Below are 23,022 nucleotides of genomic sequence, written 5' to 3' on the forward strand. Positions count from 1 at the left end.
CTGATACAAACACGGCGGATATGAAGCGCAAAAGGTAACTGTCATAAACAGTAAATTTTACGTAATAGGTTTCACCAGGCTTCATCGAAATACGCGCTTTTCTACCCTTTGTCCCCGTTTCATCTGTATAAATTTCATGCTCGCCAGGATCGGTATCATAAATACCAAATTCACCAACATTCAATATGCCTTTCTCCACCCCATTATCCAAAACCAGTATTGTGGTGGATGACAAGGCGTCCTGTCGTGAACGATAAACAACCACCCGGCTTTTATCCGGTGAAACAGCCAGATTACCTGCCGTCTCCTCGAATTTTTTGCCAGATGTCGTACAACCGGCAATTAAGAGCAATATCGCAAACAGTATAAATATACGCATTAGATTACCCTTATAATTCTATCTAAGTACCCTGATTGCGCATTTCAGCTAAGGCTGGAAGGGCGTCCAGTTGGGACATTTGGCTTGAAATGAAGACAAATCTCCATAACCCTTCCTGCGTAATACTCACATAATAAGTTGCGCCGGATTGCATTTCTAATATCGCAGGTTCGTCAACGACATAAGTATCCGTGCGAATTTCGTGGAAGCCGGAATCGGTTTCATATGTGAAGTATCCACCGACATTCAACTCTCCAACTTTCACGCCATTATCCAAAATCGGTGTTGCCAAACCTGAACCCTTGTAGACATATTCACGATATACATAAACGCGACTTTTGTCTGGGGATACGGCCGGGATATCAGTTATCTCCGAGAATTTTGTGCCGGAAGCCATACAACCGGCCAATAAAATGAACGCTAAAACAACTGACACAAAACGCATAAAAACACCTTATAAGGTTATTATAATATTACTGTAGATCGTAAAAATGGCATTTTACACAAAACGCGTCAACTGAAAGGCGAAACGGGTTATGGAAAGATCAACTGCATTGTGGCACAAAAGCAATAAGCGGCATCTGCCCCGACTGAACCGCTCAAGATAACGGTCCGTCCCTTAAGCAGCGGAACGGACCATCGTATAAGGCGTGCGCGAGCGGAACAGCATAATACTCAGTAACAGAGCAAGGGCTTCGGCGATGGGTAGTGCATAAAACGCGCCCATATACCCGAATTGCTGCCAGAACAGATAAATCAGGGTAACCGGCAGCACCAGAGATCTGGCCAACGCAATCATCGCTGATTGTTTTGCACAATGCATACCGGTAAAGTATGTGGATACGGCGATATTCGCCCCATTGAACAGAAACATCGGCCAGACAATCCCGATTATGCTGACGGCAAGCAAGCGGATTTCGGTCTCGTCTGCGGTCAGAAATACGCCAACCAATTCACCGGACCAAATGAGCATCGTCAAAACAATCACACCGCCAACAATCAAATTGAAACCAACACCTAGAACCAGAAAGGTGTAGATACGCCGTGGTTGGCGCGCACCAAAATTCACACTGATCAACGGGGCAATTCCTTCGGCGACGCCATAGAAAACCAAAAGGCCGATGAAAAACACATAACTGACAATGGTGAACGCGGCGACACCTGACGCGCCAACATGAAGCATCAATATCCAGTTCAATAAAAACAGCACGATACCGGCAGAGGTTTCATTGAGAAACTCTGAGAAGCCGTTCATGGCAGCACGAGGAATAACTGACCACGAGCCCCGGGGACGCACAAATTCAAGGACCGCTTTTGATCCTAAAAAATGCATAAGAATTATCAACACGCCCGTAATATAGGCCAGCCCAGTAGCAAGGGCAGCACCAAACAGGCCCCAACCTAACCATCCGACCAAAAGTGCATCGAGAGCAATATTGGAAACTGTAATGCCGATCATCCCGTACAGCGAAAAGCTTGGCCGTCCGTCAACGCGCGCAAATTGGCTCAACAGCACAACCATGCCCAAAACCGGGTAAAACCAGGCTATGACACGGAGATATTCTGCGCTTAAAGGAACCGTTGTCCCCATAGCGCCCAGCCCGCGCACGATCAATTCGGGGAAAACAAACATCACAAGGGCACTTGCGACGGACACCAAAAAAACGACGATGCCTGTTTTTGAAAAAACATCCGATGCAGCCGGCGCATTATTCTCCCCCAAATATTTTCCGGCAATCACAGAGGCACCGACAGTCATCATAATCATGAGACCATAAATCAACGCCAGTAACGGCATAACGAGATTCACGGACGCAAGCGCATCTGATCCCACGAAATTACCAATAAAGATGCCATCGACAATAACCGCAGAGGAGATGGCCAACATGCCGAAAACCGACGGGAAAACGAACCGAAAAAACTCGTTTATCGGGGCGCCCGTAATCATTTTCTGCTCAGCATTTACGACTGACATGGCCTCATTCTCTCTATGTTAAATTTTACGTGTTGGCGAACGGCGTTTTTCGGGTCAGTATTGGAGTTCTACTGAAACTGAACATCCGTTCAAGTTGGACATATGGCCAATTTCAATATATGTCAACAGCAGTCGAGAAATATTTTATGATCCAGGAAGGAAATCTTTGGCTTATTTAGCAAAAGAAGAACGTCGTGAAACCATTTTTAAGGCTGTTCTTGATGTCGTTGCCCAAAAGGGATTCGGCGGGATAACAGCGCGCGGTGTGGCCGCTGAACTGGGTGCTGCGACGGGGATCATCCATCATCATTTTGACTCCCTGACAGACATGAAATGTTCGGCATTGTTATTTGCGGCCCGACAAGATCTCGCCGCAAATGACGTGATTTTCACTCAAAACCCGATCGGCCCGGCCTTACTGCAAATTCTCGATTGGCGCAAAATACCAGAGAGTACCAGTATCTCTCGCATCTGGATAAGTGCCGCGGATGAGGCAACGCGTTCCCCGGAATTTGATGCGGTTTATGGTAAAGCCGTCAATGATTTTCACGCCCAGTTATCCGGGTATATTCGAAAAGGTGTTACCTCTGGTGATTTGAAGTCCGGTATTGATCCGGATCTCGTGGCCTGGAAGCTCGTGGCCGTTTCAGCTAGTTTATCCGACTTCCTGGCGTCAGATCATATCGCCGTCACCGGCGATCAGGTCAGTCAGATAATTCAGCATGAGTTACAGGAAAGCCTCAGCATACAGATTTAGGCTTAATGACGCTGTTTTCTAAAGCCGTTAACCCTTTTCAACAAACAGCGGTAGCCCATTGATTTTGTTTCCAGATGGAATGTTCCGATCAGATATCCAGTCAGCGATATCGCGCCAAACCACGGGTGCCTGCAAATCCCGCATAAGCATATGCCAACCATTTTCATACAAGACAATATCCACATCATCTGGTAGGCGTTCCGCCATCGCTTCGACGGAAGATTTAGGCACCAATTGGTCTTTCGCCCCGTAAAGCAGCAAGATTGGCGGCCGTAAATCATCTGCGGCCTCATAGGCACTATCCATTAGGTCGACGAGACCATAAATGGCATCTATCCGGGTTGCCTTGATGAAGAGCGGGTCTGCGCCCAAATTTCGCAGAACCGAAATATTGTCAGAGGCTTGCACACCGAGCCCCCTGCCCGTCAATTTTGTCTCTGGAAACGTGTGCGCGGCTGTCCATAAAACAGTCTTGTAGAAGATGTTCAGCGATTGCCAGCCCCAGACCGCGGGCGCCGATAGAATGGCGCCGGCAACGTCCGGAAAATCCGGATCACTGACCGCCGTCATGACCACGGCCCCGCCCATACTTTCGCCCAGCAAGTAAACGGGTGCGGCGGGGTATTTTTCCTTTGCCTGATTAACAAGGCTGGCCAAATCCTTCACCAAAAGCTCCTGCCCCGGCCAGACACCGGCATCCGGCGTTGCGCCAAACCCGCGTTGATCATAGGCAATGGTGGTTATACCTTGCATTGACCACCAACTCCCGGCAAAGGCGAAGGCATTGCTGTAATCATTAATGCCATGGACGGCAATAATAACCGCCCGGGTCTGATCGGCCGCAATCCAGGTTTTAACAGGCAGGTTCTTATCATCGAACGTGGTCAGGGATTTCGCCGTCAATTCCGGCTCGACCCGCACCTCCCCGGCTTGCTGGACGACCGGGGTACAGGCGGCGGTGAGCCCGGCAAGTAGGGGCAGCAGATGAACAAGGCGGGTCAGTTTGCCTATGTTGAAAAAATCCATCATGGCCCTATCGCTTTAACAGGCGCCGGGTTTCGGCTTGCAGGAAGGGAACAATATTGGCTTCGTACCACGGATTTTTCTTCATCCAGCCCGTCACCCGCCAACTTGGATGGGGAAGCGGCAATAAGTCCGGGGCAAATTGCTCATAAGCCTGAACCGTAGCGGTCAGGGTTTTCTTGCGGCGGGCGCCCAAATGATATTTATGGGCATATTGACCAACAGCCAGGGTCAGTCTCACGTTGGGCAGCAACGGTATCAGGTTCGGATGCCAGGTTTGCGCGCATTCGGGTCGCGGCGGACTATCCCCGCCTTTTTCAAGTCGTCCCGGATAGCAAAACCCCTGCGGGATGATGGCAAAGTTTTCAGGATTGTAAAAAGTGTCCTTATCCACGCCGAGCCACTCCCGCAAACGATCGCCTGACGGATCATCCCATGGAATACCGGAGGCATGGACTTTCGTTCCCGGGGCCTGTCCGGCGATCAGGATGGGTGCCTTGGCGTCGGCGATTAGAACCGGCCTCGGCCCTAAAGGTAGCGACGCTTCACAAATCCGGCAGGCCCGGATGTCTTTCAAAATTTGATCGAGAGCGCCGGTCACGCGAAGGACCCGAGCCAGTCCATCAATTTGCCCCGCTGCCCGTCATCCAGTTTATGCAAGAGGACACCGTCGGGTGGTGCGCGGTTCCATTCTTGAAGAATGTCATCCGCGAGGGCTTCACCGAAGACCAGGCATGTTTCATGATTGATCTTCAGAAAATGGCCATTTGGAGCCAGTAGTTTTTCTACTGGCTCATCCAGACCGATTTCATAGGACTGCCCCGCCAACCAACTGAATGTCGGTGCGCCTGTCAACATCACTTGCAGGTCATTCACCTTTGAAGTTTCCATCCCGTTTCTCAAAAAAGGCATCAATGGCTTCGCCATGGTCTTTTGCATGATGGGCAAGGGCTTGATACGCGGCCGACATTTCCAATAGGCTGTCGAGGCGCATATGTTCACCTTCGCGCAACAGCTTTTTGGCCATGCGCAGCGAATGCGGTGGATTGACGGCAATACGCTTCGCCAGATCGCGGGCGGTATCCATCAATTTTTCATTTGGCACCACCCGGGAAACCAGTCCCCAGTCAAGGGCGGTTGCGCTATCGATCATTTCCCCGGTAAAGGTCATTTCCGCGGCCCGGCTGCGGCCGATCACCCGCGGCAGGAACCAGGCGCCGCCATCACCCGGAATAATCCCCAGTTTGACGAAGCTTTCGGCAAACCGTGCTGATTCCGCCGCAATGCGGATATCACACATACAGGTAAGATCAAATCCCGCACCAACGGCCGCGCCATTGACGGCGGCAATGGTCGGCACTTCCAGATTATAAAAGGCCAGCGGAATTTTCTGGATACCCTGACGGTAGGATTCCCGTAATTCAGCCGGGGAACCCGCAAACATCCCTTCCTTGTCGCGCATATGCTTGACATTGCCGCCCGCAGAAAAAGCTTTCCCGGCGCCAGTTAGAATAACGCAGCGTACTGAATTATCGGTGTTGATCCGCTTCGCTGCATCAATAAATGCCTCGAAAATGACATCATCGGAAAGGGCATTGCGCTCCTCAGGCCGATTGATCGTGAGGGTTACAACGCCCTCATCTTGTTCGTATAAAAGTGCATCAGTCATGGCCGCAAGGCTACTCAATTGCCAGAAAAATAGAAAGCCTCAATTTCGTACAGTACGGCGAACTGGCAGGAAACTTGACAATCAACCGGAATAGGAAGATCGTTTTATAAAACGGGCGCAACAGCTCCCAATAATAAGAACACTGGAGGCACAATGCCTGCGCCCACCTCAGCTGCCGCCCCGACGTCCTATAAAGGTATTTTTCTGTTTTGCACGGCGATCTTTCTCTTCGTCGTGATGGATACGATTGTCAAATATGCGACGGAAACCTATCCGCCCATGCAAGTTGTCTGGGCGCGCAACTTCTTTCACACGGTTTTGATGACCCTGTTCATGGTGCCGTCGCAAGGACTGAAAATAATCCAGACCAATCGTCTTAAGCTGCAGATTGTCCGATCGATGTTATTGCTGTGTGCGACGATCAGCTTTTTTACGGCAATCAAATATGTGCCCTTGGCCGATGCTGGTGCCGTTGGCTCGACAGCCCCGCTTTTTGTTATCCTGTTTTCGGTTCTTATCTTGAAGGAAAAAATCAGTTATCGCCGCTGGGGCGCCGTCGGTGTCGGTTTTTTAGGGGCAATGATTATTCTCAGGCCGGGTATGACGGAGGTTCATCCGGCGCTGTTTTTAGTTGTCTGCACGTCAATCTGCTACTCGCTTTACCAGATCGCAACACGATTCCTGTCAGGTATTGATAGACCGGCAACCACGCTTTTCTACACCTCGCTTGTCGGAACGGTTTTAATGAGCGCCGCCATGCCGTTTTTCTGGGTGACTCCGGATTTACAAGGCTGGTTAGTTCTGGTGGTCATCGGCCTTATCGGCGGCGTCAGCCATTTCATCATGATCAAGGCTTTTGATTTCACGGCGGCGTCTACGGCCGCACCGTTCCAGTACACACAGTTGATCTGGATGGCCATTTTTGGCTACATGGTTTTTGGCGACTTCCCCGATGGACTGACCATTTTCGGCACGCTGGTTATTGTCTGTAGTGGCCTTTATATCCTGTATCGGGAACGCCAGTTGAGCAAGTCTTAGCCTAACTTTTTCCGACGTCGGCCAGATCGCCGTACATTTCGGGCCGGCGATCCCGGAAGAACTGCCAGTTATCGCGGATTTCCTTGACCAAATCCATATCCATGTCCGTCACCACCAACTCGTCTTTGTCCTCAGACGCCTGAGCGATGATCTCGCCGCGGGGATTGACCACATAGGAGGAGCCGTAAAACTCCCCGATATTCCAAGGTGCCTCCGACCCAACCCGATTGACCGCCCCAATATAACAGCCATTTGCCACAGCAGAGGCCGGTTGTTCCAATTCCCATAAATACTGGCTGACCCCTTTAACGGTCGCTGACGGATTGACGATATATTCCGCGCCATTCAAGGCCAAAGCCCGCCACCCTTCGGGGAAATGCCGGTCATAGCAGATATAAACACCCAATTTGCAATAAGCCGTGTCAAACACCGGCCAGCCCGAGTTTCCGGGGCGAAAAAAGAATTTTTCCCAGAATCCGGCGACTTGCGGGATATGAGTTTTACGATATTTGCCCAGGTAACTGCCGTCCGCGTCAATAACCGCGCAGGTATTATAATAAATTCCCGTCTTTTCCAGCTCATACATCGGCACGACGATCACCATGCTGTATTTTTTGGCATATTCCTGCATCAGCTTAACGGTCGGCCCGTCGGGAATGCTCTCGGTTGCGGCGTACCATTTACTGTCTTGGGACGGGCAAAAATACGGCTGGTCGAACACCTCCTGAAAACACAGGACCTGCACTCCCTTTTTACCCGCTTCTTCAATATAGGGAATATGGGCGGCGACCATTAAATCGCGGATTTCGTCCGGATGCATATCCGTATTGCCCTTGAGGCCCATCTGTATAAGTCCAGCCCGCAACATTGCCATTGATCTACTCCCCATTCAAAAAAGTCGAAATCCGTCAGTTTTTGACCATATGGTCAGGATTTTAACTATCCTTTTTCAAAAGGCAAAGCTAAAATGAGCCTAAATAACGGGCGCGAGACCCATATTTGCGAACATAACAAGGAGAAAGACATGTCAACTCTGATACGAGGCGGAACTGTCGTTACCTCAGAAATGACCTACCGGGCAGATGTCTATTGTGAAGACGGCATCATCAAAGCCATTGGCAAGGATCTTGAGGCCCCTTCTAGCGCCGAAATCGTCGATGCTGGCGGCCAATACGTGATGCCGGGCGGGATTGACCCGCATACTCATATGCAGCTGCCCTTCATGGGAACCGTCGCGTCTGAAGATTTTGAGACCGGCACAGCCGCGGCCCTGGCTGGGGGCACAACGCAAATAATCGACTTTGTCATTCCGTCTCCGGAAGAGCCGTTAATGGACGCCTATCAAACATGGCGCGGTTGGGCAGAGAAATCCGTTGCAGATTACAGCTTTCATGTGGCCATCACCTGGTGGGATGACACAGTTCACCGCGACATGGGCATTTTGGCCGAACAAGAGGGCATCAATTCCTTCAAGCATTTCATGGCCTACAAGAATGCCATTATGGTGTCCGATGAAATGATGATTGCCAGCTTCTCGCGCTGCCGGGAATTGGGGGCCATGGCCACCGTTCATGCAGAAAATGGCGAGATGGTTTATCATCTGCAGCAGGAAATGCTGAAAAAAGGCATTACGGGTCCCGAAGGGCATCCGCAATCGCGTCCGCCAGAAGTCGAGGGTGAAGCCGCAAACCGTGCCATTCGGATGGCGCAAGTTCTGCAAACTCCGATTTACGTGGTGCATGTGTCGTGTAAGGAATCACTGGAGGCCATCACCCGCGCCCGCCGCGAAGGCCAACGGGTTTTTGGCGAATGCCTCGCCGGTCATCTGATGATCGACGATAGTGTCTATTACAACGAAGATTTTGAATTTGCCGCCGCCCATGTCATGAGCCCGCCGTTCCGACCCAAAGATCATCAACGGGCGTTATGGCGTGGATTGCAATCGGGAGACCTGCAGACAACCGCAACAGATCATTGCTGCTTCTGCGCCCCGCAAAAAGCAGCCGGTCGGGATGACTTTACGCTCATTCCCAACGGCACCTCCGGGGTCGAGGATCGCATGTCCGTTCTCTGGCAAAATGGGGTCAATACGGGCAAACTGACGATGAATGAGTTCGTAAAGATCACCTCAACCAATGCCGCGCAGATTTTCAATATTCATCCGCGCAAAGGATCAATCTCCATCGGGGCAGACGCCGATATCGTTGTTTGGGACCCGGAAAAAACCCGAACCATATCCGCCAAGACCCATTTCCAGAATGTGGATTTCAACATTTTTGAGAATATGGAAACCCGCGGAAACCCCAGCCATACGATTAGTCAGGGAAAGGTCGTGTTTAAGGATGGTCAATTGAATGTGGTCAAGGGCGCCGGCCGCTATATCAAGCGTCCAACGTTCAATACACATTTTGACGCACTTGAAAAAAGACGGGCCGAAACTGCACCGAGAAAAGTCGATCGTCCAGCCCAAGCCGCAGAATAACTTCTGTATATAGTCCTAGAACAGCCCTGGCATGAGAATGTCAGGGCTTTTTTCTACATTGCATCCCGCACCTGATGCTGATTAGGCCTCTTGGTAATCGCAACCAGCACACCGGCGACGGTGATCAAAACCATGCCGCCGATTGTTGATAGATTGAGGCTTTCCGAGAAGAACACATATCCCCAGATAGCGGCAGAAATCAGATAGGCGTAATCAAAGGTGCCAATGATGGACGGGGGCACGATTTGATAGGCGCGGGCGACACCAATAAAATATATGGCAGAGAGCAGGCCTAGAAAGGCCATCAACGCCCAATCTTCCATTTGCAAGGGAAACCAGTCACCAACTAAAAACGGAAAGGTCTCTTTTGTAGTCATTTCCAATTCAATAAGCAGCAGAACTAAGCTGGCCAACAATCCGGTGGCAAGAAACGTCACGTGCAGCGCAAGGGCAAGGTTGAGCGGTGCTTCGTTCTGACATTTGGTTCGGGTCAGGATCATGGCATAAGAATACAAAGCCGCTCCCAGAATCGGCAGCAACGCAAACCAGGAAAAGGCATCTGTGCCGGGTTTCAATATGACGATGACACCTAGAAATCCAAGCAGCACGCCTGCCCATTGCCGTCTGGATACCGGCTCACCAATGAGGAGCGCCGATAAAAGCGCGGTTATAATCGGATTTGTATACATGGCGACCGCAACCACCGACAGGCTCAAGACCGGCAGTGACGCATAAATAGCGATCCATGACGAGACGAGAAGGAGACTACGAATGACGGTCCATTTCGGGTTTTTCAGGGTGAGACTGACCCCGGAAATCCAACAAATCACTAGCAGAATTGGAATAGCAAACAAGGAACGGGCGAAAAACACCTGCCAGACAGTAAAATCTGTACTGACATGTTTCACGATGGCATCGGTAAGAGCCATCATGCTGACAGACGCCAGGATGATGACAATGCCTTGCGCCGTTTTATCGGGCGGCATTCCCGGCCGTGTCATCCCGGTTCGATCCTTCGTGCTGACCTAAGGTGTTTTAAGGGGAACGCGTAGCAAGGTGCCAAATTCTTCCGCGAAGTTCGCAGATACCCGGCCGTGGATCTTGCCTTGTTTGTCGAAAAATTCGCCTTTGTCACCGATCGGAAACACCCCCTCATGCCAAATGTTGGGATGGATATAGAGGCCTTGCGTGCCGTCACAATAAAAGCTGACGAAATCTTCAGGATTCACATTATCGCCCGGCAGGGCCAGTGGCACCATAAACGGGGTGCCGTCCAGGGAATAGAAAAGCTGACCGCCATCGGGATGATAATTGGCATGCCAGAGCAAAACTTGGTCGCGTTGGCTTTCCGTATTCTGAGAGTCGGCCTCACTGGGATCACAGCACCAACCGAGGACATAGGTGTCATGAATGGCATTGTTGCGGCCCCAAAGAACATCGCCTTCCCACCAGAATTCAAAAATACCTTCTGCTGTGCCGCCCTGATTGCCGGTCCCCTCGTCCACCCTGCGGCGTCCTGTTAGTGGCCAGGTGACAATTTCAATTTCGAAATTTTCATAATCAGAGACGAGACAGCCATAGCCTTTCAGGCTCTCATCTGTGGCGATAACCACCGGCACGTCCAGTACCGGAAGATTGGCAGGGATTTCTGGATTTAGAAAATTTGGTGATTTAACGGTTGCCGAGGTGTCCATGAGCTGTCCTTTCATTGCTTTTGAAAGATTAAGACATAGGACACAAAAAAAGGGAAGGTTTCCCTTCCCTTTTTCCGCAACTCGTGTGCGTTTAGTTTTGTGCGCGTTCCCAAATCATCTGGGTGTAAGCACCTTCTGGTTTTTTGGCGATCACCACATCGGATTTGCCGGACATCAGAATGTCCACTGTCCGCTGGTAAGCAGCCTCGTCCAGACGTCCAACTTTATCGGTTCCGACAAGCTTGGCAATTTCACGCATCATGCGACGCTGATGCTTCTCTGTCTGCGCGCCGGTGGCATCATTTTCAAGAACGATGTCTGCGGCTTCATCCGGATTGGCAACTGCATATTCCCAGCCTTTCAGCGAGGCTCCGACGAAACGTGCCAATTTATCGACCATGGCATCGTCTTTCAGGCTGTCTTCCATCACATAAAGACCATCTTCCAGCGTCGCGACGCCTTGCTCTTCATATTTGAACACAGTTAGTTCTTCTGTTGTCAGACCCGCATCCAGCACTTGCCAGTATTCATTGTAGGTCATTGTTGAAACACAAGCTGCTTGCTTTTGCAGGATCGGATCAACGTTAAAGCCCTGTTTCAGAACCTTGATATCCGGGTTTGAGCCGGAAGTTGAAAATCCCAATGTGTCCATCCAGGACAGAAACGGATATTCATTACCAAAGAACCAGACACCTAAAGTCTTGCCTTTAAAGTCATTGGCTGTTTCCACGCCCATATCTTTGCGGCAAGTCAGCATCATGCCTGATTTGGCAAATACTTGCGAAATATTGACCAATGGAACGCCTTTTTCACGGGTTGCCAAAGCAGCTGGCATCCAATCGACCACTACATCAGCACCGCCACCGGCGATGACCTGAGACGGCGCCACATCGGGCCCACCTGGTTTGATGGTGATATCCAAATCGGCATCTTTATAAAAGCCTTTGTCTTTCGCCACATAATATCCAGCGAACTGGGCTTGCGTTACCCATTTCAATTGCAGGGTTAGTTTATCGGCCGCTTGCGCGGACATGGCCATGGCACCAAAGATGGCGGCAGTGGCGAGTAAGGTTAGTTTCTTCATTTCTCTTCCTCTCCTGTTTAACGTTCTAAAAACTTCTTTTCTTCTTATCTACTCCCAGACTACCTGGTCCGCCGGTATGAGGCGTGCCAAAAAGTCAGTCTTTTCTCAAACAAGGCCAACAGGCCATAAAAAACGGAACCCACGACGGCAGCGACGGTGATGGTCGCCCAGACGATATCGACATTCATCCGACCAACTTCCGTTGAAATTCGGAACCCCATGCCGACAATTGGTGTGCCAAAAAACTCGGCAACAATTGCGCCAATCATGGCCAATGTTGAGTTTATTTTAAGCGCATTAAAAATAAAGGGAAGCGCGTTTGGCAAGCGCACGAAGAAAAGCGTCTGCCAGTACCCCGCTGCATAGGATCGCATCAGGTCTCGCTCAATCTTTCCGGTCTCTTGTAATCCGGCAAGGGTATTGATCAGCATCGGGAAAAAAGTCATGACGACAATAACCGCCGCTTTCGATTCCCAGTCGAAACCAAACCACATCACCATAATCGGTGCAATACCCACGATCGGCACGGCACTAACCAAAGATCCAAGGGGCAACAAGCCGCGTTGCATAAACGGAATACGATCAACCAAAATAGCCACAAGAAACCCTGAGCTGCAGCCGAAGACAAAGCCCGAAAACACCGACTTGACCACGGTCTGGTAGAAATCCGCATAAAGTGTATGGCCATTGGCCGCGATAGCCAAACCGATTTGCCCGGGCGACGGCAACAATACCGACGGCACGCCAAAACCCGTTGTGATCACTTGCCAAAGATATAGCAGCCAGACGCCAAATAAAGCCGGCACGACGAGAGAAATCAGCTTGTTGTTATCCGCCACTTTCGACAAAAGCGCCATGGCGCGCCAGGCAAGAAACCCAAGTCCTGCGACATAGATCCAAAGACCAATTGCTTCAAATCCACCGGTTCGTAACGTCGCAACGGCCATAAGCGGGGCTATCGCTCCTAAAATCACGCCGCCGGTCACCATGAGGGCTGAAAACAAGCCTGATTTGCGGGTAAAGATCTGCAGGCCTGCAATCACCATAGAAGCCAAGACCAGTCCCAAGGCCCGCAAGTCAAACCACCAATCAATATAGTCGCTGTCATTATGCCCCACAGGAAACCAAAAGGAAGCAACAGCAAAAACCAAAAAGAGGACGAGGATAGGATCGTATCGAGCGATCATTATTTCTGACCTCCCATCTTTCGTAACGTCAGTTTTTCAGCAAAACCAACCGACCAGACAAGAACCATTCCAAGCACAGACGCGACCACAAGTGCCGACCAAATCTGAATCGTTTGCCCATAGTAGGAACCGGCCAGCAGTCGGGCGCCCAATCCTTGAACGGCCCCGGTTGGCAATTCCGCCACAATGGCACCGACAAGACTAATCGCCACCGCAACTTTGAGGCTGGTAAACAGATAAGGTATGGACGCAGGTATGCGTAATTTCCAAAATACATCCGAGCCTGAGGCACTGTAGGTTTTCATCAAATCCAGCTGCAAGACATCAGGAGAGCGTAGCCCCTTGACCATTCCGATAGTGATTGGGAAAAAACACAGATACATGGAAATGATGGCTTTGGGGACCAATCCAGTCAGGCCCAAATGACCTAGCACCACAATTATCATGGGCGCAATCGCCAGAATAGGAATGGTTTGCGACGCGATGACCCAAGGCATCAAACTTCGATCCAGGGTTTGGACATGGACAATTCCGACGGCAAGCACAACCCCCAGGATCGTGCCAAAGGCAAAACCTAATAAAGTTGATGAAAGTGTTACCCAAGCATGAAAAACAAGGCTGCGTTTCGAGGTAATATTCTTTTGTAAAACGGTCTTATCCAATTCCACAACGATTTGTTGCGGAGCTGGCAAAATGGGCCGTTCCATGGACCAGGCATCTTCGACCAGTTGTGAAAAAGTCCAGTCGGTTTTGGCGCGATCATATCCATCAATCAACCGATCGGAATTCATATAGACGGCACCCGCATACCAGAATACGAGGATCGTAAGGATGACCGTTACCACAGGAAGAACTTGACCGTTATATAAACGGTGCCAAAGACCAGAATTCATTCCTGTTGTGTGATCAGTCATCGTAGGAATGTCCCGAACGCAATCCTTCGCGTACCCGATGGGAGATTTCCAAAAATTCCGGTGTCTCCCGAATACCCAGCGTCCGCTCCCGCGGTAACGTACTATCGATGATATCAATAATTTTACCCGGTCTCGGCGACATCACAACTATTTTCGACGACAAAAACACAGCTTCAGGAATCGAATGGGTAACAAAAACAACTGTCTTTTTTGTTTGATTCCAGAGCTTTAAAAGCTGTTCGTTCAGATGATCCCGCGTAATTTCATCGAGGGCTCCGAAAGGCTCGTCCATGAGCAGAAGATCAGGTTCCACTGCAAGCGCCCGGGCAATGGATACGCGTTGCTGCATCCCTCCTGAAAGTTGCCATGGGAATTTCTTCTCGAACCCTTCCAGACTGACAAGGGCTAGATTTTTAGCCGCCCGTTGTTTTTGTTCGTCGCGTGATAGCCCCATGATTTCCAGAGGCAACATGACATTTTTTTGAACCGTCCGCCAAGGATACAAGGCCGGCGCTTGAAAGACATACCCATAAGCCCGGTTTTTCCGGGCTTCTTCCGGCGACATACCATTCACCGAGATATGGCCATCGGTTGGTGTTTCCAGATCAGCGATAACCCGCATGAGCGTTGTCTTACCGCAGCCGGACGGACCAATGAAAGACACAAAATCGCCCGCGTCCAGTTTCAGGTCAATATCCGACAACGCATGAACCGGCGCATCTGGCGCCGGAAAAATCAAATTGAGCTTTTCAATCTCAACAACTGCATTTGAAGACATGTCAGGCAATGTTGGCGCGCTCAACAATGGCATGCAGAAGAACATTGCAGCCAGCCGCAAGATCTTCCGGTGTTGCCTCTTCTTCTTCATTATGGCTGATACCGTTTTCGCACGGAACAAATATCATTCCAGTTGGGGCCACACGGCTGATATAACAAGCGTCGTGCCCGGCTCCCGATATAATGTCCATATTGCCATAGCCCGCCGCATCTGCGCCATTGCGAACCGCGTTGACACAGGCTTCATCGAATTCGACTGGCGGTGAATACCAGATTTCTTCAAATTCCATTTCAAATCCACCTTCTTCTGCCGTTTTCGTGCAAAAGGCTCGAAGTTCGGCATCCATCTTGCTCAAAATTTCATCTTTCGGATGACGGAAATCGACCGTAAAAAACACAGAACCCGGAATAGTGTTGCGAGAATTAGGACTGGACTGCAACAGTCCCACTGTTGAACAGGCGAAAGGTTGATTATCCAAGCCGATCCTGTTCACCTCTGTCACCATTTTAGAAGCGGCAACAAGCGCGTCTTTGCGGCGGACCATTGGGGTTGGCCCGGCGTGAGCCTCCTGCCCTGTTACGGTAACTTCATACCAACGCTGGCCCTGAGCTCCCATAACCACACCAATGGTTTTTTCTTCATGTTCGAGAATGGGTCCCTGCTCAATATGCGCTTCAAAAAACGCCTTGATCTCACGGCCGCCAACTTCTTCCGTCCCGGCATAACCAATGCGATCGAGCTCTTCGCCCATTGTTTTGCCATCAAGATCCGCACGGCTGAGACCGTATTCAAGATCAAATACACCGGCGAAAACACCGGAAGCAACCATGGCAGGGGCAAATCGAGAGCCTTCCTCGTTGGTCCAGACGGCGACTTCAACCGGGTGTTCCGTTTTCACATCAAAGTCATTTAATGTCCTCAAAACTTCGAGGCCGGCAAGAACGCCGAACACGCCATCATATTTACCACCCGTCGGCTGGGTATCCAGATGTGAACCGGTCATCACCGGCGCAAGATCATCGTTTGTGCCGGCGCGACGGGCAAAAATATTTCCCATTTTATCAACTTTGACGGTACAACCCGCGTCTTTACACCACTGGGAAAACAAATCCCGGCCTTCGCGATCCAGATCAGTCAGTGCGAGGCGACAACAACCGCCTTTTTCTGTTGCACCAATTTTCGCCATTTCCATCAGGCTTTCCCAAAGGCGATCGCCTTTCACATTCATATTTTGCATGTTTTTTTCCGTCTCTATTCCGCGGCTGTGGCCAAAGGATTAAGGGGGTTTTGATTCCAGTTCATGTAGGGCTTGCCATTGTCGACTTCTTCCATGGTAATGCAATTATCTACGGGGCAGGCCAGCATGCACAGATTACATCCAACACATTCATTGTCCACTACTTCGTAATGACGTTCGCCATCGACGCGGGTAGCCGTTATGGCCTGATGCGAGGTATCTTCGCAGGAAATATGGCATAAGCCGCATTTAATACAGAGATCCTGATTAATCCGTGCCTTGATATCATAGTTCATATTGAGTTGGTTCCAGTCGGTCACATTTGGCACCGCCATCGCCCGGAAATCATCAATGGACTTATAACCTTTACTATCCATCCAGTTGCTCAGGCCGGTCGTCATGTCATCGACGATTTTAAAGCCGTAATGCATGGCCGCGGTACAAACTTGGACGGTTCCGCAGCTGAGCGCCATGAATTCCGCCGCATCGCGCCAATCGGATACGCCGCCAATCCCGGAAATCGGGATATTTTGGCACTCCGGGTCCCGGGCGATTTCCGCCACCATATTAAGGGCGATGGGCTTTACGGCTGGACCGCAATAGCCCCCATGGGCTCCTTTCCCATCTACCGTCGGCATCGGCGCCATCTGATCCAGGTCAATATTGGTGATGGAGTTGATGGTATTGATCAGGGATACGGCGTCTGCACCGCCTCTGACGGCAGCGCGCGCTGCGTGTCGAACATCAGTTATATTGGGTGTTAATTTAACAATTACAGGAAGTTGAGAGTATTTCTTACACCAGCGTGTCACCATTTCGATATATTCGGGCACTTGACCAACAGCGGCGCCCATGCCGCGTTCGGACATTCCGTGGGGACAGCCGAAATTAAGTTCAATGCCATCAGCGCCCGTGGCATCAACTTTTTTCAAAATTCTCTTCCAGGGCTCTTCCTCACAGGGCACCATCAATGAGACAACAACCGCCCGATCTGGCCAGTTTTTCTTTACCCGAGTAATCTCTTCCAGATTAACGTCCAGCGGCCGATCCGTGATAAGTTCGATATTGTTGAACCCCATCATCTGTTGACCATTGAAATTAACAGCGCCATAACGCGACGACACATTCACAATCGGCGGATCTTCACCGAGGGTTTTCCAAACCACGCCACCCCAGCCTGCTTCGAACGCCCGCACGACGTTATATTCCTTATCCGTCGGCGGCGCACTCGCCAGCCAGAAGGGGTTTGGGGTTTTAATACCAGCAAAATTATATGTTAAATCAGCCATTATAGTTGTCTCCGCCCCTATGAATTCATCAGATAGTCGTTGATTGATTTGGCCGCCTGTTTGCCGTCTTGTACAGCCGCCACGGTTAATCCAACATTATCAACAATGCAGTCGCCGCCCGCGTAGACACCAGACAAGGACGTCGCATAATTGTCATCAACGATGATTTTATTGTTCTTCAGGTCCAACCGGCCAGATTCCTGAGTGACCGGATCAGGAACAAAGACCTGCCCGATAGCTTTGAAGACCATATCTGCGGGAAGAGTGGTTGTTTCCCCTGTTCCCGTCAGTTTCCCATTGGTATCCAGTTCCGTATATTCGAACTCAATTCCATTTACATGGCCCCCATCCGTTTTTACGGCAACTGGCTGCATCCAGTGTTTGATGGTGACATTGTTATTCTGGGCGAATTTCTGCTCAACGAGTGTTGCGCTCATATCCCCAGCACCGCGACGATAGACCAATGTCACGCTTTCGGCTCCCAACCGCTTTTTCTTCACTGCAATATCAATTGCCGTGCTGCCGCCACCGATGACCACCACATGGCGACCAACCAGCAAGGCACCCAGATCATCTGTCTGGCGTAAATCAGCGATATAGTCGACCGCATTATACAAGCCGTCCATATGTTCGTTATCCAGCCCCATGGCCTGAACAGATCCTAAACCGCTTCCAATAAAAACAGCGTCATAATCACGGCGCAAATCACCAAGATGAATGTCTTTACCCAAACGTTTTTCATGGTGGACCGTGATCCCGCCAATCCCGAGGATAAAATCCGCTTCCTTCTGGGCAAAATTATCAGGTACTTTATAGGCTGCGATTCCATATTCATTAAGGCCACCAGATTTTGGTTGCGCTTCAAATATGTCAGATTCGTGCCCTAAAAGAGCTAACCGATGGGCCGCAGCAAGGCCAGCCGGACCAGCACCAACAATCGCCACCTTTTTACCCGTCGCAGGGCCTTTTTCGAAGGGTTGCTCTGCGCTATCCATCAACCAATCGGTGGCGTATCGTTGCAGTTTGCCGATAACGACCGGTTTATTTTCCTGTGCGGTTCGCACGCAAGCGCCTTCGCAAAGAACCTCTGTTGGGCAAACCCGCGCGCAGGCGCCGCCCATAATATTTTCATCAAGAATATCCAAGGCAGAGCCTCGCACATTATCGGTCGAGATTTTCCGAATAAAATTGGGTATGTCAATGCCGGTCGGGCAAGCTTCCATGCAAGGCGCGTCATAACAGAAATAGCAGCGACTGGCTTCTATCAGTGCTGTCTTTCGGTCTAGCCGTGGATACATGTCAGAAAAATTTTGCGCCAACTCTTCATCGGACAACCGTCCAACAGCGATATCGCTCATAAGTCTTATCCCCTGTTATCGCCAAAAATTACATTTTTTTTCTTAGGCATTCCCGTGTTGCGAAAAACCATAGCTAAAAACTGACCAAATGGTCAAGTTTTTTTAAAATTAGTTGCAAGACGGCTAGAAATAGTGGATTTTTAATTTATTATTAGGGCGCTAAAACCAGTTTAAAAATCAGTTGGGTAGTTACGTGGACCAATCTACAAATGGAAATGCGCAAGGGAGAATTCGCCTTGCAAATATGGAACGCATTATGAAGGCCGCAGAAAAGGTCTTCGCAGAATCCGGGTTCCGTGGTGCGACAACTTCGGCTATTGCCCTGGAAGCTGATTTACCAAAAGCAAACATCCATTATTATTTTGGCACCAAGGAAAAACTCTATCGCGCTGTTCTTGATGACATCGTCGACGTCTGGCTGTCCTCTTTTAAGGGTCTTGGCGAATCCGATGATCCCGCGGCAACTCTCAGCGATTATATTCGGTCGAAAATGGAACTGTCCAAAAGCCGGCCGGAAGCTTCCCGGGTCTTCGCCAATGAGCTTATTCGGGGGGCGCCTCGTATCAATACCTATTTGTCTACGGAGCTGAAAGATTGGGTCGATGACAAAGCGGCCTTGATTGATACATGGATTGACCAAGGCAAGATGGCCCCCGTCGACAGCAAACACCTGATTTTCCACATCTGGGCCCTCACCCAGACCTGGGCAGACTTTGAAAGCCAATGGTCTGCAATATTGGGTCGGGAAAACGGTCTTACAGACGAGGATTTTGAAGTGGCAACGAATAACATCATCACAACGGTTCTTCGAACCTGTGGCTTGATTCCGGTCAGCGCCCGTCAACAGTAACCCAGTAATATTGGAGTATAGTGCGATGACCCCTCGCCAGATCGTCGAAGAATGGGTTAAGCGGTTTAACACAGGCGATGCCGCATTAATTGCCGATCTTTATGACGAAAACGCCATTAATCACCAGATTACACAGGACGCTGTCGAAGGCCGCAATTCAATACAAGCTATGTTCGCTGCGGAATTTGAGGCCGCAGAAATGGTTTGTATTCCTGAAATCATTCATGAAGCCGGTGATGTCGCCATACTGGAATGGCGCGATCCCATCGGTTTGCGCGGCTGCGGGTTTTTCACGGTGAAAAATGACCTTATTGTCTTTCAGCGCGGCTACTGGGACAAACTCAGCTTTCTAAAGCTTCATAACCTGCCATTGGAATAGGACTGGTGTCTTGGGAACCGTTTACCTCTTCTTCTAAATTCCATTTTTGGATACCGTACCAGAATGTCCTGACGGAACTGTCGAGCCCTTAATCCAATGCCGTGCAGATGGAAGAAAAATGAGTATCAATGCAATAATATTCAGCACACCCGTTACAACCATCGTCATAATATAACTGGGTGTTAGAAACGACTGGATCATTGGCTCGATAATATCCCAGGCAAAAATCCATGTTATTGGCCCGACTACAAAGCTAAAGATCATGAAAACGGCATATGTATTTCGTACCATAATGCTCCCATAACGCATTATTGATACGACACAAAAAATCATAACGATATAGGTTAGTAAACTTTGAACAATCAAACTTGGTATATTGAAAGAATTTGCCAATTCAGGAAGTGCCTGAACTTGTTGCTGATAGACCACCACCAAATCATTATATGTAAATACGAAAATAGCGAACGAGACTGCTATTAGAAGGTAAAATACATATCCGAACAGTCGAACCGATAACGGTGGAGGACCGAGATCGCCGCGATCTGGCGGGGGAAGAAACTTCGACGTCAATAATCCAGACGCGAAATACAGTGCGGCGACAATAATTGACCCGATAGCACCGGCATAAATGACGCCATTCTCCTCAGAAATTGCGCTCAATGCCTGACCAAGTATATTTCTTCCAAGAAGAGCCCAAATGACAGCAACTATCGACAGAAAAAAGAACGTTTTAACAACGGCATACAGTCTTTTCCTCTTTAAATACTGGGAGCGGAAACAAGCAACAATTATTGCTGGTACCAGCAGAAAAGCATAACTCACAGCATATTGACCAGCGGCCGCCCCGTTTTTTCCCGGATCATCGGTGTCTAGCAACACCAGCGATAATCCGATAACGATGCCACCGATCAAACCCATTGAAAGGATTGAGAATAAAAACGCTAAAAAAACTCGTAATACCGTACGCACACATACCTCGTATATATTGAATAACTAAATACTTAAAAACTATATACGGGTGATAAAAACAAGTAAACTGATTATGCGCCGTTCATTTCTTCTTGCAGAATTTCAAGTTCCAGCCAGCGATCTTCATATGTTTCTTTTTGGACCTTTTGCTCACTTAACTTGGCGACACTGGCATTAAAAAGCTCCGGGGTTTTGTTAAAGAAGCCCGGATCTGCCAATTCTTTTTCCAGCTTTACAATATTTGCGCCCAGTTTTTCGATTTCCGCAGGCAGGTGTTCCAGATCGCGTTGATCCTTATAAGTTAGCTTCTTCCGGCTCTGTTTTTCCCTGTTTTCGGCCTGTAAGGGTTTCTTATCGGCTGTTTTTTTGGATTTTTTTGCGCGTTCCTTGCGTCCCCGTATGTAATCCGAATACCCGCCAACATATTCGTCAACATAACCGCCTTCTTCGATAACAATTGTTGACGTCACTAATTGATCGAGAAAATCCCGATCATGGCTGACTACCAACAAGGTACCAGAGTAAGAATTCAACATTTCCTGGAGCAAATCCAGGGTTTCCATGTCCAAATCGTTGGTCGGCTCATCGAGCACGAGCAAATTACTTTCCCGCGCCAGCAATTTGGCAAGCAGCAAGCGGTTCTTTTCCCCGCCCGATAGCGACTTGACCGGGCTTTTCGCTTGCCTGTCCTCAAACAGGAAGTCCCGCAAATACGCCACGACATGCCGGACTTCCCCGCGGACCAGCAATTGCCCGCTTCCCGGATCGGCCAGCGTGTCCCATAGACTCAAATCCGGGTCGAGGCTGTCCCGGTGCTGATCGAATATGGCAGGTGTCAAATTTGTCCCGAGTTTAACATCCCCTGTGGTTGGCGCGAGCTCTCCCATCAGAATTTTCAACAATGTCGTCTTACCGGCACCGTTCGGGCCGATGATTCCGACCCTGTCGCCTCTTTGTATTTTGGTAGAGAATTTACTTATAACATTATGCTCTTGCTCGTTATTATCCATATATATTTTAGAAATATCATGGACCTCAACAACGGTTTTCCCGCTTTTACTGCCGGCACTCACCGTCAGCTTGGCGCTCCCGACAGGTGCTGCCCGTTCAGCCCGTTCGGCCCGCAAACGATGTAACGCCCGGATCCGCCCTTCATTCCGCGCCCGCCGGGCCGTAATGCCTTTGCGGGACCAGTCCGTTTCTTCGGCGATTTTCTTATCCAGTTTCTTGGCTTCCACCTCTTCACGGCGAAGAATTTCTTCGGACCACTCATCAAACGCCGCAAAACCCTTGCCATGGGTGCGTAATTGTCCCCGATCAAGCCAGAACAGGCGGTTGGTCATGTTTTTCAGAAATTGCCGATCATGACTGATAATCAAAAGCGCACCCTTAAACGCTTTTAACTCCCCTTCCAACCAGAGAATTGTGTTTATATCCAAATGGTTAGTAGGCTCATCCAAAAGTAATACATCTGGTTCGGAAACAAGCGCTTCGGCCAGTGAGACACGGCGCGCCTCCCCGCCGGACAAGGTATCAAGCTGACGGGAACCATCTATCCCAACACCCACCAGCACCTGATCCACCATGTATCCCGTGTCGATACCGTCGTCGGCAGTTCCTTTCGGCAGACCACTTTGCACCTGTTCATAGACGGTTCTACTCGGAATAATCGTCGGTTGCTGGCGCAGATAGCTTACTCGCACACCGGTTTGCAGGAATCTCTCGCCCCCATCCAGATCGATATCCCCGGCGATGGCTTTGAGCAGCGTCGATTTTCCCGATCCATTGCGCCCCATCAAGGCAATACGCATGCCCCGCTCAACGCCGAGAGAGATGTCAGAAAACAAATCGCCCCCGCCAAAGGTGATGCGGGCATTCTGAAGGGCCAGGATAGGAGCTGCCATAAAGAGTGGTACCAATAAGTTGGAAATAGATCAAAAAGAGGCTTCTAGCATTTAAG

24 protein-coding genes are annotated in these 23,022 nt (G+C 49.8%); 5 read left to right on the top strand and 19 right to left on the bottom strand.

From position 1 onward, the window contains the following. From V7723_RS15190 to V7723_RS15200, 3 genes are all read right to left on the bottom strand, one after another. On the bottom strand, window positions 1-379 hold a 379-nt coding region (locus V7723_RS15190; protein ID WP_335685335.1), incomplete at its 3' end, for a DUF2846 domain-containing protein. A 22-nt stretch (window positions 380-401) separates the two neighbouring features. Further along, a complete protein-coding gene (locus V7723_RS15195; protein ID WP_335685336.1) occupies window positions 402-824 on the bottom strand; it encodes a DUF2846 domain-containing protein in 423 nt (140 codons plus the stop codon). A gap of 174 nt (window positions 825-998) precedes the next feature. Then, window positions 999-2,354, bottom strand: coding sequence for an MATE family efflux transporter (locus V7723_RS15200; protein ID WP_335685337.1), 1,356 nt, complete (start codon window positions 2,352-2,354; stop codon window positions 999-1,001). Window positions 2,355-2,520: 166 nt separating this feature from the next. Between V7723_RS15200 and V7723_RS15205 the strand changes: the two genes are divergently transcribed. Continuing rightward, window positions 2,521-3,111 (top strand): TetR family transcriptional regulator C-terminal domain-containing protein, encoded by a 591-nt coding sequence (locus V7723_RS15205; protein ID WP_335685338.1) that lies wholly within the window; start codon window positions 2,521-2,523, stop codon window positions 3,109-3,111. A gap of 27 nt (window positions 3,112-3,138) precedes the next feature. On the opposite strand, the gene V7723_RS15210 is transcribed toward V7723_RS15205, so the two are convergent. The 4 genes from V7723_RS15210 to V7723_RS15225 are packed head-to-tail and all read right to left on the bottom strand — an operon-like array spanning window position 3,139 to window position 5,803. Further along, a complete protein-coding gene (locus V7723_RS15210) occupies window positions 3,139-4,140 on the bottom strand; it encodes an alpha/beta hydrolase (protein ID WP_335685339.1) in 1,002 nt (333 codons plus the stop codon). Window positions 4,141-4,144: 4 nt separating this feature from the next. Next, window positions 4,145-4,735, bottom strand: coding sequence for a uracil-DNA glycosylase family protein (locus V7723_RS15215; protein ID WP_335685340.1), 591 nt, complete (start codon window positions 4,733-4,735; stop codon window positions 4,145-4,147). Further along, complete coding sequence (locus tag V7723_RS15220; RefSeq protein ID WP_335685341.1) at window positions 4,732-5,025, bottom strand: hypothetical protein; 294 nt, start codon at window positions 5,023-5,025, stop codon at window positions 4,732-4,734. Before V7723_RS15220 ends, V7723_RS15215 begins: the two co-directional genes overlap by 4 nt. Continuing rightward, the gene (locus V7723_RS15225) at window positions 5,003-5,803 is read right to left on the bottom strand and encodes a crotonase/enoyl-CoA hydratase family protein (RefSeq protein WP_335685342.1); all 801 of its coding nucleotides are present in this window, start codon (window positions 5,801-5,803) and stop codon (window positions 5,003-5,005) included. Before V7723_RS15225 ends, V7723_RS15220 begins: the two co-directional genes overlap by 23 nt. A gap of 153 nt (window positions 5,804-5,956) precedes the next feature. On the opposite strand from V7723_RS15225, the gene V7723_RS15230 reads away from it, so the two are divergent. Beyond that, window positions 5,957-6,841: a DMT family transporter gene (locus tag V7723_RS15230; RefSeq protein ID WP_335685343.1), complete on the top strand. Its 885-nt coding sequence runs from the start codon at window positions 5,957-5,959 to the stop codon at window positions 6,839-6,841. A gap of 1 nt (window position 6,842) precedes the next feature. Here V7723_RS15230 and V7723_RS15235 read toward each other — a convergent pair whose 3' ends face one another. Then, complete coding sequence (locus V7723_RS15235) at window positions 6,843-7,715, bottom strand: nitrilase-related carbon-nitrogen hydrolase (protein ID WP_335685344.1); 873 nt, start codon at window positions 7,713-7,715, stop codon at window positions 6,843-6,845. 150 nt (window positions 7,716-7,865) lie between these two features. On the opposite strand from V7723_RS15235, the gene hydA reads away from it, so the two are divergent. Further along, window positions 7,866-9,323, top strand: a complete 1,458-nt coding sequence (hydA, locus tag V7723_RS15240; protein WP_335685345.1) for a dihydropyrimidinase — start codon at window positions 7,866-7,868, stop codon at window positions 9,321-9,323. Between the two features lie 53 nt (window positions 9,324-9,376). Here the strand turns inward: hydA and V7723_RS15245 are convergent, their stop codons facing one another. The 9 genes from V7723_RS15245 to V7723_RS15285 form a co-directional block, all read right to left on the bottom strand. Then, window positions 9,377-10,324: a DMT family transporter gene (locus V7723_RS15245; RefSeq protein ID WP_335685346.1), complete on the bottom strand. Its 948-nt coding sequence runs from the start codon at window positions 10,322-10,324 to the stop codon at window positions 9,377-9,379. A gap of 24 nt (window positions 10,325-10,348) precedes the next feature. Then, complete coding sequence (locus tag V7723_RS15250) at window positions 10,349-11,017, bottom strand: ureidoglycolate lyase (protein WP_335685347.1); 669 nt, start codon at window positions 11,015-11,017, stop codon at window positions 10,349-10,351. A gap of 91 nt (window positions 11,018-11,108) precedes the next feature. Then, window positions 11,109-12,101 carry an ABC transporter substrate-binding protein gene (locus V7723_RS15255; RefSeq protein ID WP_335685348.1) on the bottom strand — a complete coding sequence of 331 codons (993 nt, stop codon included), beginning with the start codon at window positions 12,099-12,101 and terminating at the stop codon, window positions 11,109-11,111. 59 nt (window positions 12,102-12,160) lie between these two features. Next, the gene (locus V7723_RS15260) at window positions 12,161-13,288 is read right to left on the bottom strand and encodes an ABC transporter permease (RefSeq protein ID WP_335685349.1); all 1,128 of its coding nucleotides are present in this window, start codon (window positions 13,286-13,288) and stop codon (window positions 12,161-12,163) included. After that, window positions 13,288-14,202 carry an ABC transporter permease gene (locus tag V7723_RS15265; protein ID WP_335685350.1) on the bottom strand — a complete coding sequence of 305 codons (915 nt, stop codon included), beginning with the start codon at window positions 14,200-14,202 and terminating at the stop codon, window positions 13,288-13,290. Before V7723_RS15265 ends, V7723_RS15260 begins: the two co-directional genes overlap by 1 nt. Beyond that, window positions 14,195-14,980 (bottom strand): ABC transporter ATP-binding protein, encoded by a 786-nt coding sequence (locus V7723_RS15270; protein ID WP_443024237.1) that lies wholly within the window; start codon window positions 14,978-14,980, stop codon window positions 14,195-14,197. The genes V7723_RS15265 and V7723_RS15270 overlap by 8 nt, the downstream gene beginning before the upstream one ends. 1 nt (window position 14,981) lies before the next feature. Next, the gene (locus V7723_RS15275; RefSeq protein WP_335685352.1) at window positions 14,982-16,217 is read right to left on the bottom strand and encodes a Zn-dependent hydrolase; all 1,236 of its coding nucleotides are present in this window, start codon (window positions 16,215-16,217) and stop codon (window positions 14,982-14,984) included. Between the two features lie 14 nt (window positions 16,218-16,231). Beyond that, window positions 16,232-17,506 carry an NAD-dependent dihydropyrimidine dehydrogenase subunit PreA gene (gene preA, locus V7723_RS15280; protein ID WP_335685353.1) on the bottom strand — a complete coding sequence of 425 codons (1,275 nt, stop codon included), beginning with the start codon at window positions 17,504-17,506 and terminating at the stop codon, window positions 16,232-16,234. Between the two features lie 17 nt (window positions 17,507-17,523). Continuing rightward, window positions 17,524-18,864 (bottom strand): NAD(P)-dependent oxidoreductase, encoded by a 1,341-nt coding sequence (locus V7723_RS15285; protein ID WP_335685354.1) that lies wholly within the window; start codon window positions 18,862-18,864, stop codon window positions 17,524-17,526. A 193-nt stretch (window positions 18,865-19,057) separates the two neighbouring features. Between V7723_RS15285 and V7723_RS15290 the strand changes: the two genes are divergently transcribed. Beyond that, window positions 19,058-19,714, top strand: a complete 657-nt coding sequence (locus V7723_RS15290; RefSeq protein WP_335685355.1) for a TetR/AcrR family transcriptional regulator — start codon at window positions 19,058-19,060, stop codon at window positions 19,712-19,714. A 25-nt stretch (window positions 19,715-19,739) separates the two neighbouring features. Then, window positions 19,740-20,093, top strand: coding sequence for a nuclear transport factor 2 family protein (locus V7723_RS15295; RefSeq protein ID WP_335685356.1), 354 nt, complete (start codon window positions 19,740-19,742; stop codon window positions 20,091-20,093). A 33-nt stretch (window positions 20,094-20,126) separates the two neighbouring features. On the opposite strand, the gene V7723_RS15300 is transcribed toward V7723_RS15295, so the two are convergent. Further along, window positions 20,127-21,062 (bottom strand): hypothetical protein, encoded by a 936-nt coding sequence (locus tag V7723_RS15300; RefSeq protein ID WP_335685357.1) that lies wholly within the window; start codon window positions 21,060-21,062, stop codon window positions 20,127-20,129. A gap of 71 nt (window positions 21,063-21,133) precedes the next feature. Further along, the gene (locus V7723_RS15305) at window positions 21,134-22,966 is read right to left on the bottom strand and encodes an ATP-binding cassette domain-containing protein (RefSeq protein WP_335685358.1); all 1,833 of its coding nucleotides are present in this window, start codon (window positions 22,964-22,966) and stop codon (window positions 21,134-21,136) included. Window positions 22,967-23,022 lie beyond the last annotated feature (56 nt).

Source organism: Sneathiella sp. (assembly GCF_036960985.1).
GTDB lineage: Bacteria > Pseudomonadota > Alphaproteobacteria > Sneathiellales > Sneathiellaceae > Sneathiella.